The sequence below is a fragment of the Kibdelosporangium aridum genome (assembly GCF_900176515.1).
GTDB lineage: Bacteria > Actinomycetota > Actinomycetes > Mycobacteriales > Pseudonocardiaceae > Kibdelosporangium > Kibdelosporangium aridum.
Genome location: NZ_FWXV01000017.1, coordinates 78,777 through 91,712, shown reverse-complemented (window position 1 = coordinate 91,712; position 12,936 = coordinate 78,777). Strand labels below are relative to the sequence as shown.

The window sequence follows — 12,936 nt, the reverse complement described above, 5'->3', positions numbered from 1 at the left end:
AAAGGAGTGCGAATCCGCTGGGGATGCGGGAAGATCGATGTGAGTATCTCGCTGAGGCGCGGCGCGCCTACTTCGTCAAGGAGGCGCGCCGTAATAACGTCACAAAGTCAGCGAGGTGAAGTCATTCGGGAGGCTTGAGGTGCGCGCGCTGCGAGTTGTCGGGCTCGGAGAGGATGGCAAGACTGTCATCCTCGAAGACCCGATGCGTGGCGAGCGTTTCCAACTGCCGGCGGACGAGCGGCTGCGTGCGGCCGCCCGTGGCGACGTCACCAGACTCGGCCAGATCGAAATCGAGCTGGAGAGCCAGATGCGCCCACGTGAAATACAGGCCCGCATCCGTGCGGGTGAGTCCGTCGCACAGGTCGCCGAGGCGTCCGGCCTGCCGGAGGACAAGGTCGAACGGTTCGCCTACCCGGTGCTGCTCGAACGGTCCCGCACGGCCGACCTGGCCCAGCGCGCCCACCCCGTACGTGAGGACGGCCCGGACGTGCAGACGCTCGGCGAGGTCTGCGCGCACGCGTTCGGCCTGCGCGGCCAGGAGTACTCGGAGGCGGTCTGGGACTCGTGGAAGAACGAGGAGAACAAGTGGATCGTCCAGCTGCGCTGGACGGCAGGCCGCTCGGACAACCACGCGCACTGGTCCTTCCACCCGGGTGCCCACGGCGGCACGGTGACCCCGCTCGACGATCACGCCCATGACCTGCTCGACCCGAACCCGAACAGGTCTTTGCGGACCGTCCGGCCGGTGACCGAGCTGGCTCGGCAAGCGCTTGCGGTGGAGGCTCCGCCGCGTCCGGATCCTGCGGCTTCGACTCCGGCTTCCGCCCCGGCACCGGCACCACCTGCACCTGCTTCGACTTCGACCCCGGCTTCGGCTTCGGCTTCGGCTGAGCCCGTTTACCAGGAGCCGGAGCCGGTCGTTCAGCCGGAGCCGGAGCCTGTGCACCGGGAACCCGAGCCTGTTTATCGGGAGCCGGAGCCCGCCCCAGCTGCTCCTGCACCTCCTGCGCCCGCTGCGCCCGCTGTTCCGGCCGCTCCAGCCGCGGTTCACCAGCCACCGGCTGAGCCGGAGCCTGTTGCCCAGCCTGAGCCGGAGCCCGCTCCTGCTGCTGAGCCTGCGGCGGCTTCGACCAAGCCGGTGCAAGAAGAACTGGTGCCCGAGCCAGAGCCCAAGCCGGAAGCCGCCAAGGAGAAGCCAGCGCCGCGGCGCGGCAAGAAGAAGAACCACCCGGTGGTGCCCGCGTGGGAGGACGTCCTGCTGGGTGTCCGCTCCAACCGAGGCTGACAGCAGCGCCGGGCGTGCGCTCCGGCCAGGGCCGACCGCAGCCAAAAGACAGTGAAAAGGGACAGGCCGAGCCTGTCCCTTTTCACATACCCCCAGCTCCCCCTGCCCCCGTACCGCCCCTTGGCCAAGCCCCTCCCCACCAGGAATCCGCCAGGGGGACCCCCTGATTTTCACGCTATCCCAGGGGTACGACAGTTTTGCTCCGCACAAGCGTTGAGCTGGGGAAACAGGGCTCACAAGGCTGCGCCCCGGACACCGGAGTGCCCGGGGCGAGCCTGATCAGCGGAACAGGTTGGCGACCCACTTCGCGGGGTTCGTCGCATCCGGCACGAACTGCAAGGTGGCGATCACCTGCTTGGCGGCCGGGATGCTCGCCGGGTCAGTCATAGCTATGGCGTTCAATCCCGATGCCCGGTCAGTCATCGCGACGTACGCCTCGGTCACCGTGGCCTCGTGACCGCCGAGGTTCTCCTTGACCCCAGGCCCATAGCCGTCCTCGCTCGCCACGATCGACATGGACGGCGTGCCTGGCAGGCCATCGCGGCTGAAATTCAGCGTGACCCTGCTCGGGTCGCCGGGCCGGTTGTCGTAGAACGTCGCGATGTTGGCGACCTTCATCCAGTCCTCCGCCGAACGGTCCAGGGTGAACGGGACCTTCGCGAACTTGTTCGGCACCGCGTTCACGCTCTGCCGCACGCGGTCGGCACGGGCCTGCATGTCGGGTTCCGGGCCGTCCAGCCTGATCCATGCCCACGCGCCCGGGGTCCATTCGAAGCTCAAACCGGGCGGCATGTCCGGTTTCGGGCCTGGCGGGTACACGATGATCGTGCCCGATCCGGTTCCGCCGTCGGCTCGTTTGAGGCGGATCACCTGCTGGGTACGGCCGGTCTCGTACGACTGCGGCTGGAAGCCGCCTGCTGAGCCGACCGTGACCACTTCGATCAGCGGGTTGAACTCCGCGGGGGTCACGGCCGGAGCGACCGCGCCGCGGGAGAACGCCCCCGACAGGGCCGGCACACCGATTCCGACGAGGGCGAAGACGCCGACGACGGCCGCGGCGCCGACCACGGCGCGACGTCGGCTGGTGCGGCGGCCGACACGCTTGGCTTTTTCGATGTCCACGTTGGATCGGGCGTCCGGGTCGAGTTCGCGCAACGGCGCGAGCAACTGCAGTCCGTCGTTCTCGTTCATGCTCGTCACCTCCCGCCCAACAGGCTCAATGTGTGCTCCCCTAGCTGCTTTCGAAGCGTGGCCAGGCCGTGCGAGGTCTGGCTTTTGACGTTGCCCTCCGAGCACCGCAAGGCGCCCGCGACCTCGGTGACTGACATGTCGTAGAGGAACCTCAGCACCAGGACGGCTCGTTGTCTTGGCGGCACCCGGCGCAAGGCCGCGTGCAGGACGTGGCTGGTTTCGACGTCCCGGTCGCGCACCATTCCCTCGGGCGGCTCGTCGACCACACGGGTACGGGAGAACCAGCCGGTGCGTTGTTCGTTCAGGAACGTTCGGACCACCGTGGTTCGTACGTACGCGTCGAGGTTGTCCGCCGACTGTGCCTTCCGCCAGTGCACGTACAACCTGGTGATCGCGTTCTGGACGATGTCATCCGCGCGGTGGCTGTCCCCACACAGCAGATAGGCGACCCTGCGCAAGGCAGGCAGCCGGGTTGTCACGTACTCGGTGTAATGCTCTTCGTCTGACGCTCGCACAACCCACCCCCTTTCGTCTGGGGGACAGTGCCGGAAGCACCATCGGTTGTGTGACGCCAGTCACACAGGCCATGTCCAGACGCCACCAACATAGGTTCCGTTGCCGAACAGCGCGTCACATGCCTGACGTAGTTCACGCTGCCGTTCGTGCGGCCCGAGCACAATCACGCCTGCCCGCCAGTACCGCAGATCGATCTGCGCCTGTGCGCGCTCCGACGGGCCGATCGGGCGGTCATAGCCTTGGGCGATCTGGTCGAGCAGTCGGCTTGTCGGCCGTTGGACCGCCCCGTAGTGACCGAGCCCGTCTCGGTCCGGGCCGACGAAGTACCCCTCGGCCAGCGCGAAGCCCATACCCGACTCGGCCTGCCAGTACAACGGAAGCGAATGGCCTGCGCTCGCCGGCGGCACGGTCATCACTGACTTGTCCGGTCCGGCATGGGCCCGCCACATCCCTTCAGTGAAGTACGCCGGGGTGTCGGCGCGTTCGATGATGGGCAGCGGAGTCGGCGCGATAGGAAGAAGAATCGCGGCCAGCGCGCCAAACCACAGCAGCCGCAACGGAATGTGCGTGGCGTGCGCGGCAAGCGTAAGAATTCGGTGACACGCCATGGCAAGCAGGATTCCGATCACCGGGGCACACGCCATGGCCAGGCGAGGACCGAGCATCGAGTCGTACAGCGGCAGTTCCGACACGATCACCCACGGCAACGGGATCCCCGTCTTCTCGCCGTTCACGGTCAGTTCCCAGCCGAGCGACAGCACCACCATCGCGACCGCGGTGATCACGAGTGCACGGGCCGCAGCCACCCGCCACAGCCAGATCGCCAGCACCACCACCAGGATCACCAGCGGCCAGCCGAAAAACGCGTTCTCCTCGGTCGGGTTGATGGCGATCTTGCCTGCTTGTTCCGGATCGCCCGCGAGCGAGTAGCTGCCGAACGCGGTCACCGTCGCCAAGTCGTTGCCGGCCGGGCCGTGGCCTAAGCCGTCGTAGCTCTGCGGCCCAAAGAACTGATGCCATAAGGGATACGCGACCAGCGGAAGGGTGACCAGTGCGGCGATCCCCACACCCTTGACCAGGTGCATGCTCACGATCGACGGCCGGGCGAGCGCGTAGATCACCAGTGCCGTCGCCGCGATCAGCAGTGGTTCCTCGCCGAGGAAGATTTGATACGCCACCAGCAAACCGAGGATGACCCCGTGGCGCACCATGTTCTCGCCTCGCGCGAGCAGGATGACGCGAGACACGATGAACGGCAGCACGAACAACGCGGTGAAGTTCGGATGTGCGGTCGCGTGCGTGATCATCGGCGGAGCGAAGGCACAGAACGCACCGCCGACCGCCGCCGCGGTCCGGCTGTCCACGATGTGCCGGGAGAGCACCCAGTACCAACCGGCCGCATTCGCCGCGACGCTGGCAGTGAGCGCCAGCGTCCACGTCACCGTCGTGCCGAAGAGCCATGTGATCGGCGCGAGCGGGATCCCCAGGCCCAACACCGACGTGTTGGCCATCATGTTCACGCCGAACGGGTAGTTCTGCAGCGTTGTGAACAACGCGTCGCCCGGCGACGCGGCCGCCACGGCGAAGAACCACTCGAACATGTTCTGGTCCTGCATGCTGTTGTACAGGTACCCATGCCGCAGGTCTGTCCACATGCGACTGTAGAGAAGCACGGCGGCGAGGACGTAGATGCCGATGACGACCGCGTCCCGCGCGGTCAGGCGAGCGGTCACCCGTCGGATCGTTGGACTCTTCTGCAGCACGTTAAAGAGACACTTTCCACGCCCGCCAGGTTGCATCGAGTTGACCTCAAGTGTGCTTGAGGTCGCACGATGGCGGAGAAATTCGGATGCACGTGTAGTGCGTTGCTTTGTAACGTCGAAGGCTGGCATCAAGGAGTTGGGGGGACGGAATGGCAGAGGCGGAGCAACCACGCTCGGCCTATCAATCCCTGTGGCGTCTCGGTCCGTACGCGCGGCCGTGGCGACGATACCTGGTACTCGCGATCATCGCCACGGTCGGTGGGATGGCCGCGGGCCTGACTATTCCACTGATGATCCAGAGCATTCTGGACGGTCCGATCGCCCGAGGTGATACGGCCGGCCTGCTCTGGCCGGTACTCGGAGTGGCACTGCTCGGCTCGGCAGAGGCCGGGCTTTTCTATTTCCGGCGCAAGGTGCTGGCGAGACCGACGACACACATCGAGGCGCAGATGCGCCGTGATCTGTACGCACACCTGCAGCGGTTGCCGGTCGCGTTCCACGACCGCTGGCAGTCCGGGCAGTTGCTGTCCCGCGCGGTGACCGACTTGTCCACCATCCGCGGTTTCATCGCATTTGTCGCGATCTTCCTGGTGGTCAACAGCCTGACGCTGATCGGCGGGCTGATCGTGCTGTTCAGCCTCAACTTCTGGCTGGGGCTGACCGTGCTGGTCGCGGCGCTGCCGTTGATCGCGATCTCCACGGTGTTCGAACGCAAGTACAACGTGGTCGCGCGGCTGGCGCAGGACCAGGACGGTGACCTGGCGACCACGGTGGAGGAGTCCGCACTGGGCATCCGCGTGCTCAAGGCGTTCGGCCGCGGCCCGCACCTGGCCAAGAAGTTCCTCGCCCAAGCGAAGCTGTTGCGCGGTACGGAACTGCACAAGGTACGGATCTCGTCGTTGCTGTGGGCCGCGATCGTCCTGCTGCCAGAGGTCGGTATCGCGGGCCAGTTGCTGGTCGGCACGACCGGCATTGTCAACGGGACCATGACCGTCGGAACGCTGGTCGCGGCCGTGACGGTGGCCGCGTACCTGCGGTGGCCGACCGACTCGATCGGCTGGCTGCTCGCGGAGACCAACCAGGCCGCCACCGCGGCCGACCGGTACTTCGAAGGCCTGGACGAGCCGGTCACGGTGACCGATCCGGCCCAGCCCAAGGCACCTGCCAGCCCGGCCCGTGGTCACCTGCGGTTCGAAAACGTCCACTTCAGCCACTCGGAGGGCGGCAAGGAGATCCTCAGCGGGATCGATCTTGACGTCCAGCCGGGAGAAACCGTGGCCCTCGTCGGCGCGACCGGCTCGGGCAAGACCACGCTGACCGCGTTGGTGCCGCGTCTTGCCGACGCGACCGAGGGCCGGATCACGATCGACGGCGTGAACGTCGCCGACATGCGGCTGGCGGATCTGCGGACGCTGGTGTCGGTGGCGTTCGAGGAGCCAGTGCTGTTCTCCGCGAGCGTGCGGGAGAACGTAGCGCTCGGTTCGGTCGACGCGAACGACGAACAGGTCTGGGAGGCCTTGCGGATCGCTCAGGCGGACAAGTTCGTCGAGGCGTTGCCGTGGGGCTTGGACACTCGGATCGGTGAGCAGGGCCTGTCGTTGTCCGGTGGGCAGCGTCAGCGGCTGGCATTGGCACGGGCGATCGTCGGCAGGCCCGCAGTCCTCGTCCTCGACGACCCACTGTCCGCTTTGGACGTCCACACCGAGGCCGAGGTGGAACGCGCGCTGCGTGAGGTGCTTTCCGGGGTGACCGCGCTGGTCGTGGCGCACCGGCCGAGCACGGTCCAGCTCGCCGACCGGGTGGCGATGCTGGCCGACGGACGCATCGCGACCGTCGGGACCCACTCGGAACTGCTGGCGAGCAACCCGGCGTACCGGAAACTGCTGTCCACATTGGACGAACAGGAGGAGGTGAGGGCATGACACAGGACGACGCATGGCGTGGCGTTGCCGCGGAAGAGGTTCAGGAACTGAATTCCGCGGTCGGCGCCAAACTGCAGGCACGGTCCCGCAAGCTGCTCGGCTCGCTGATCCGCCCGCACCTCTGGCCTGCCGGGGCCGCGTTGGCGCTGGTGGTCTTGCAGAACCTGTCGTCGCTGGTGGGCCCGTTGCTGATCGCCGCGGCGATCGACAGCGGGATCCCGTCGGCGATCCGGGGTGACACCAGCACGCTCGCCTGGTGCATCGGCGGTTACGCGTTCAGCGCGATCGCCAACTCCGGCTTGCTGATGGCGTTCCAGCGGCTCGCCGCACGGATCAGCCAGGACGTGCTGCTGGACCTGCGCCAGCGGCTGTTCCGGCATGTGCAGCGGCTTTCGTTGTCGTTCCACGAGTCCTACACGTCCGGCAAGGTCATCTCCCGCCTGACCGCGGACATGGAGTCGATCGGCAAGCTGCTTGAAGACGGCTTGGACAACCTGCTGAACGCGGTGCTGTCGCTGGCGTTCATCGGCACGCTGCTGCTGATCCTGGACGTGCCGCTGGCGCTGATCGTGATGGCCGGGTTCATCCCGCTGGTGCTGATGCTGCGCTGGTTCCGGGCGACGTCCGGCCGGGCGTACCGGGCCACCCGCGGCGCGATTGCCAAGGTGATCGTGCAGTTCGTCGAGACCATGAACGGAATCCGCGCGGTGCAGGCATTCCGCCGCGAGCGCCGCAACGAGTCCATTATGGACGTGGAGAACGCCAGCTACCGGGACTCGAACTACACCGCGACCAGCGCGGTCGCGACGTTCGCGGCGAGCGTGCGGTTCATCGGCAACGTGTCGCTGGCGGTCGTGCTCGGGATCGGTGCGTGGCGGGTGACCGGCGGAAGCATGGAACTCGGTGTGCTGACCGCGTTCACGCTGTACCTACGCCGGTTCTACGACCCGCTGGACGAGTTGGCACAGGTCGCGAACTCGTACGCCTCGGCGAGCGCGGCGCTGGAGAAGATCTCCGGCGTGCTCGAGGAGGAGCCGACGGTCGTCGAGCCCGCGCATCCGAAACCGTTGCCGCCGGGTGGAACCATCGAGTTCAACCAGGTGGAGTTCCGCTACGGCCCGGAAACACCGGTCGTGCTGCCGAAGTTCGACCTGACCATCCCGGCAGGGCAGACGGTCGCCCTGGTCGGCGCGACCGGGGCGGGCAAATCCACGATCGCCAAGCTGGTCGCCCGGTTCTACGACCCGACAGCCGGGTCCGTCCGGCTGTCCGGAGTGGACCTGCGGGACACGGCGGACGAGGACCTGCGCACCAAGGTGGTCATGGTGACCCAGGAGAACTTCCTGTTCTCCGGGTCGGTCGCGGACAACATCGCGCTCGGCAAGCCCTCGGCGACCCGTGGCGAGATCGAGTCGGCGGCCGCGGCGGTCGGCGCCCACGAGTTCATCGCGGCCCTGCCGGACGGCTACGACACCGACGTGCGCAAGCGTGGCGGCAGGCTTTCCGCAGGTCAGCGCCAGCTGGTCGCGTTCGCGCGGGCGTTTCTGGCCGACCCGTCGGTGCTGGTCCTCGACGAGGCGACGTCCAGCCTCGACGTGCCCGGCGAACGGGCCGTGCAGGCGGCTCTGGAGACGGTGCTGACCGACCGGACGGCCGTGATCATCGCGCACCGGCTCTCGACAGTGCTGATCGCCGATCGGGTGCTCGTGGTCGACGGCGGCCGGATCGTCGAAGACGGTTCGCCCGCTGACCTCGTCGCCGAAGGTCGTGGCGAGTTCGCGGCCCTGCACCAGGCCTGGCTGGAGAGCCTGGCCTAGATCAGCACGAATATCAGCGCGACCCAGCCGATGGCCAGGCCGGACGCGACACCGAGGGCGACCCAGCGCCAGATCAGGACACGGCGGGCCAGCCAGACAGATGGTGCCAGGCCCGCCGTGACCACGGCGTTCGCGCCGATCGCGAGCAAGGCGTTGGTCTCGCTGAGTGTGATCGCCAAGGTCAGCACGGCCGCCACCGTCACGATCGCCATCAGACCGGCCACCGTCAGGCCGGTCAGCCACGGCGTCGGCTCGGGCTGCGGGCGGGGTGGTACCGGAGGCGGCGGAGCGGCCTCAACGAACAGGACTTCGCCGGTCAGCGGGTCGTGGTAGCGCACGGTGGTCTCCAAGACCGCCGAGAGTCTGTCCGCGAGCTGCATGCCACGCCGGGACACCAGGACAGCAGCCGATGCGTCCTCCGGCGCGTCGGCGCGCTGCATCGCGGCCACGACCTGGGCCCATTCGTGCAGGGCCGTGGTCAGCTCGGCCGGCACGTCGAGCACCCGGGGGTCGATGACCTCCTCGTCCGGCCCCACGAGCTCGGCTCGCTCACCGTTCGTGCGCAGTTCCACGGCCACAGCTAACCAGTACCGATGGCGTAAAACGCGACGGCACCAGCTGTGGCGACGTTCAACGAGTCAACACCACCCGTCATGGGGATGCGCACAGCGTGATCGGCCGCGTCGATCGCCTCGTCGGTCAGCCCCGGGCCTTCCGAGCCCAGCAGTACGGCGACCGGACCATCGGTGGCGACTTTGTTCAGCGGCACCGAGTCCGCTCTCGGGGTCAACGCGAGCACCTGGAAACCCTTGCTTCGCAAGTGCTTCAACGCACCCGGCCATTCGGTCACGGTGGTGAACGGCACCGCGAGCACGTGCCCCATGGAAACGCGGACACTGCGGCGGTACAACGGGTCACTGCAGCCAGGGCCGAGCACCACGCCACCGAACCCGAGCGCCGCCACATTGCGGAACAACGCACCGAGGTTCTCGTGGTCGCCCACACCTTCCAGGACGGCGAGGCGTTTCTTCGCGGCCAGGTCGTCCAGGCTCCACGGCTTGACCTTGTCCGCGACCGCGAGCACACCGCGGTTCAGGTGAAAGCCGACCACCTCGGCCATCACGTCGGCTGATGTGACGTATGCCGGGACCGAACTGTCCACTTCGGCGTCGAGCTCAGCGATCCGCCGCTGCACACCGAGCAGCGAGCGCACCGGGTACGGCGAGGCCAGAAGTCGCCGTACGACCACCACACCTTCCGCGATGACCAGGCCTTTTCCGCCTGGCCGGTCGGGTCTGCGGTCGGCCGTGGTCAGGTCGCGGAAGTCGTCCAGCCTCGGGTCCGCGGGGTCTGTTATCCGGATCACTGCGGCCACAAGGGTGATCTTCCCATGGTTGGCACTCCCGTCTGACGGGAAACCCTGCTGTGTCCGACGGCCTTTCTACAGCGGAGCGTTATACCCGGGTGACTTACAGCACCGATTTGGCCGCTAGCGATTCCGCTAGTTGCTGTGTCAACGTTGATTTTCCCGCTAGTGGCGCCGAGCCGAGCGAAGGGGAGGCGGCATGGGAAGGGACGTGACTGCCGGGGCCGACTCCCGGGAGGATCGCCAGCAATATCGCCGCAAAGTCCAGCGGTGTCTTGACGCATTGGCCGCGATGCTCAACAGCGAATCGTTTGCATTCCACCGCAGGCACATGGGTTTGGAGATCGAACTCAACCTGGTCGACGACAAGCTCAACCCGGCCATGACCAATGCCGTTGTGCTGGAGAAGATCGCGGATCCCGACTTCGTGATGGAACTGGGGCAGCACAACCTTGAGCTGAACGTGCAGCCCCGGCCGTTGGACGGCAACGGGGCGATCGAGCTGGAGGAGGACATCCGGACCTCCTTGACCCGGGCCAACTCCAAGGCACACGACGCAGGCTCGGACCTCGTGATGATCGGCATCCTGCCCACATTGCGGGAAGAGCATTTCGACGCGCGGTGGCTTTCCCCGAGCGAACGGTACGCCGTGCTGAACGAGCGCATCTTCGCCGCACGCGGCGAGGAAATGCTGCTGAACATGGAAGGCGAGCCGATGCCGGGCCAAGGCCCGGACCGGTTGCGCAGCTACGCGGAGACGATCCTGCCGGAAGCGGCGTGCACGTCCGCGCAGCTGCACCTGCAAGTCGCACCCGAGGACTTCGCCGCGCACTGGAACGCGGCGCAATGCCTGGCCGGGCCACAGGTCGCGCTCGCCGCGAACTCGCCTTTCCTGCTGGGCAAGGCACTCTGGCACGAGACCAGGATCCCGTTGTTCCAGCAGGCCACCGACACCCGGCCGGAAGAGCTGAAGAACCAAGGCGTCCGGCCGAGGGTGTGGTTCGGCGAGCGGTGGATCACGTCCATCTTCGACCTGTTCGAGGAGAACGTCCGGTACTTCCCGGGTCTGCTGCCCGAGGTGCACCCCGAGGATCCGATGACCGAGCTGGCCGAAGGCCGCGCGCCCGCATTGCGGGAACTGCGGGTGCACAACGGAACCGTGTGGCGGTGGAACCGCCCGGTGTACGACGTGGTCGACGGCGTGCCGCACCTGCGTGTGGAAAACCGTGTGCTGCCAGCAGGTCCGACCGTGGTGGACCTCATCGCCAACGCTGCGTTCTTCTACGGCGTGCAACGCGCACTGGTGAACGAGGATCGTCCACTCTGGACGCAGATGTCGTTCCAGGCGGCTGAGGAGAACCTGTACTCGGCGGCCCGGCACGGCCTCGGCGCCCAGCTGTACTGGCCGGGCATCGGCTGGATCCCACCGGACGAACTCGTGCTGCGGCGTCTGCTTCCCATGGCACACGAGGGTTTGCGCGACTGTGGCGTGTCGGACGCGGCGCGGGAGCGTTACCTGGGCATCATCGAGCAGCGGTGCGTTGCCCGGCGCAACGGCGCTTCCTGGCAACGGGAGACCGTGGCCAGGCTGGAGCAACGCGGCATGAACCGGGACGCGGCACTGCTCGGCATGCTGCGGGCGTACCTCGAGCTGATGCACACTGGTGAACCGGTCCACACCTGGCCAGTGGGCTAATGTCGAGGAATGCCGAAAATCCTCGGCGAGTCGCTGGCCGAGCACCGCTCGCAGGTGCGCGCGAAGGTGTTCGACGCGATGCGCACGCTGCTCTACACCCGTGGCTTCGACGCGATCACGCTGTCCGGGGTGGCCTCGGCGGCCGGGGTCGGCCGGACCGCGATCTACAACCACTTCCCTGACCGGGAATCACTGCTGGTCGCGTTCGTCGAACACGAGACCTCGCAGTACGTCATCCGGCTGCGGGAAGCGCTCGCCGCGGTGTCCGACCCGGTCGAGGCGCTGGCTGTGTTCGTCCGCATGCAGCTGCGCGTGCTCGCCGGACGGCACACGCCGCCGGGCGCGAAACTGAACGCCTTGCTGTCGCCGGAGGCGTACGAGCGGATGGCCGAGCACGTCGACCCGATCACCGCCGAGTTGCGCTCGATCCTGGAATCCGGGATCGCTTCGGGGCAGATGGTCGACGAGGACGTGGATGTGCTGATCACCATGATCACGGCCAGCCTGGCGTCCCGTGAGGTCGTGGACGCGGGGGCCGAGCTCGACAACACGATTGAGACCGCCGTGCGCTTCATTCTCCGAGCCGTCGGAGTTAGGGTGGCCTAACTGCGACAGATCACCTATCCTTTTCTGACAGCGGTGTCAGATAAAGGAGACGTGAGCATGAGCCCGACGTTCTCGGAAACCCTGCGAGCTGCGACGATGCCCGCGCACGAGCAGGCCAACCACTCCCCCTACATCTCGGCACTGCTGGGCGGAGAGTTGTCAGTCGACGCGTTCGGCCAGCTGGCCAGCCAGCTGTACTTCGTGTACTCGGCACTGGAAGACACCGCCGAAGCCATGCGGGACGACCCGATCGCGGGCAAGTTCGTGTTCTCGGAGCTCAACCGCCGCGACGCGTTGCGTGAGGACATGGCGTACTACTTCGGACCTGCGTGGGAGTCGGTCGTCGAGCCGCTCCCGGCGACTACCGAGTACTGCGCACGGATCCGTTCTGTCTCGTGGTCAGGCGAGTTCGTGGCGCATCACTACACGCGCTACCTCGGCGACATCGCGGGCGGCCAGGTCATCCGGCACAGGCTGCGCAAGCTGCACGGGGTCGAAGGCCCCGGATCGATGTTCTACGTCTTCGACCAGATCCCGAGTGCGCCCAAATTCCGGGACAACTACCGCGCGCTGCTGAACTCCGCGCCATGGGACGCCGAGGAGCGCAAGCGAGTCATCGTGGAGAGCCTTCGGGCGTACGAGCTGAATGTGGCCGTCTTCGCCGCACTCGCCGAGGACATGCCCAGATATTCCATGTCCTGAGGTGATCATGGTCGCTTCGAGCCGGCCCCCTTATTGCGAGTAGGTTGCAAGTAGCAGATACTTGCAACGCCT

Annotated in this window: 11 protein-coding genes; 6 read left to right on the top strand and 5 right to left on the bottom strand. The window is 66.9% G+C overall.

The window, feature by feature from the left end; translation table 11 throughout:
* The first annotated feature begins 139 nt into the window (after window positions 1-139).
* Window positions 140-1,285 (top strand): septation protein SepH, encoded by a 1,146-nt coding sequence (gene sepH / locus B9C43_RS59845; RefSeq protein ID WP_084434537.1) that lies wholly within the window; start codon window positions 140-142, stop codon window positions 1,283-1,285.
* Between the two features lie 279 nt (window positions 1,286-1,564).
* Here sepH and B9C43_RS51185 read toward each other — a convergent pair whose 3' ends face one another.
* Genes B9C43_RS51185 through B9C43_RS51175 form a run of 3 tightly spaced genes read right to left on the bottom strand, consistent with a single transcriptional unit; the run spans window position 1,565 to window position 4,725 of the window.
* Window positions 1,565-2,476 (bottom strand): hypothetical protein, encoded by a 912-nt coding sequence (locus tag B9C43_RS51185; RefSeq protein WP_143447195.1) that lies wholly within the window; start codon window positions 2,474-2,476, stop codon window positions 1,565-1,567.
* Window positions 2,477-2,481: 5 nt separating this feature from the next.
* Window positions 2,482-2,991 (bottom strand): SigE family RNA polymerase sigma factor, encoded by a 510-nt coding sequence (locus B9C43_RS51180; protein ID WP_033384902.1) that lies wholly within the window; start codon window positions 2,989-2,991, stop codon window positions 2,482-2,484.
* Between the two features lie 60 nt (window positions 2,992-3,051).
* Window positions 3,052-4,725: a glycosyl transferase gene (locus tag B9C43_RS51175; protein WP_143447194.1), complete on the bottom strand. Its 1,674-nt coding sequence runs from the start codon at window positions 4,723-4,725 to the stop codon at window positions 3,052-3,054.
* 179 nt (window positions 4,726-4,904) lie between these two features.
* Here B9C43_RS51175 and B9C43_RS51170 point away from each other — a divergent pair, with 179 nt between their 5' ends.
* Together B9C43_RS51170 and B9C43_RS51165 are read left to right on the top strand one after the other, a co-directional pair.
* Entirely contained in the window at window positions 4,905-6,677 is a 1,773-nt protein-coding gene (locus B9C43_RS51170) for an ABC transporter ATP-binding protein (RefSeq protein WP_084434502.1), read from the top strand.
* On the top strand, window positions 6,674-8,494 hold the full coding sequence (locus B9C43_RS51165) for an ABC transporter ATP-binding protein (protein ID WP_033384906.1): 1,821 nt from the start codon (window positions 6,674-6,676) through the stop codon (window positions 8,492-8,494). Before B9C43_RS51170 ends, B9C43_RS51165 begins: the two co-directional genes overlap by 4 nt.
* Here the strand turns inward: B9C43_RS51165 and B9C43_RS51160 are convergent.
* On the bottom strand, window positions 8,491-9,066 hold the full coding sequence (locus tag B9C43_RS51160; RefSeq protein ID WP_084434536.1) for a DUF2537 domain-containing protein: 576 nt from the start codon (window positions 9,064-9,066) through the stop codon (window positions 8,491-8,493). The genes B9C43_RS51165 and B9C43_RS51160 overlap by 4 nt on opposite strands.
* An 8-nt stretch (window positions 9,067-9,074) precedes the next feature.
* Entirely contained in the window at window positions 9,075-9,869 is a 795-nt protein-coding gene (locus B9C43_RS51155) for a TrmH family RNA methyltransferase (RefSeq protein ID WP_084434501.1), read from the bottom strand.
* Window positions 9,870-10,059: 190 nt separating this feature from the next.
* Here B9C43_RS51155 and B9C43_RS51150 point away from each other — a divergent pair, with 190 nt between their 5' ends.
* The 3 genes from B9C43_RS51150 to B9C43_RS51140 are packed head-to-tail and all read left to right on the top strand — an operon-like array spanning window position 10,060 to window position 12,864.
* A complete protein-coding gene (locus tag B9C43_RS51150; RefSeq protein WP_084434500.1) occupies window positions 10,060-11,556 on the top strand; it encodes a glutamate-cysteine ligase family protein in 1,497 nt (498 codons plus the stop codon).
* Between the two features lie 9 nt (window positions 11,557-11,565).
* Window positions 11,566-12,162, top strand: a complete 597-nt coding sequence (locus tag B9C43_RS51145) for a TetR/AcrR family transcriptional regulator (protein ID WP_084434499.1) — start codon at window positions 11,566-11,568, stop codon at window positions 12,160-12,162.
* A gap of 57 nt (window positions 12,163-12,219) precedes the next feature.
* Window positions 12,220-12,864, top strand: a complete 645-nt coding sequence (locus B9C43_RS51140; protein WP_084434498.1) for a biliverdin-producing heme oxygenase — start codon at window positions 12,220-12,222, stop codon at window positions 12,862-12,864.
* The last annotated feature ends 72 nt before the right edge of the window (window positions 12,865-12,936 follow it).

What these genes read in the sequence shown, in the direction of transcription:
- B9C43_RS51145 (WP_084434499.1), top strand. Translation starts at nt 11,566, where the DNA reads ATGCCGAAAATCCTCGGCGAGTCGCTGGCCGAGCACCGCTCGCAGGTG.
- B9C43_RS51165 (WP_033384906.1), top strand. Translation starts at nt 6,674, where the DNA reads ATGACACAGGACGACGCATGGCGTGGCGTTGCCGCGGAAGAGGTTCAG.
- B9C43_RS51185 (WP_143447195.1), bottom strand. Translation starts at nt 2,476, where the DNA reads ATGAACGAGAACGACGGACTGCAGTTGCTCGCGCCGTTGCGCGAACTC.
- B9C43_RS51170 (WP_084434502.1), top strand. Translation starts at nt 4,905, where the DNA reads ATGGCAGAGGCGGAGCAACCACGCTCGGCCTATCAATCCCTGTGGCGT.
- B9C43_RS51150 (WP_084434500.1), top strand. Translation starts at nt 10,060, where the DNA reads ATGGGAAGGGACGTGACTGCCGGGGCCGACTCCCGGGAGGATCGCCAG.
- B9C43_RS51140 (WP_084434498.1), top strand. Translation starts at nt 12,220, where the DNA reads ATGAGCCCGACGTTCTCGGAAACCCTGCGAGCTGCGACGATGCCCGCG.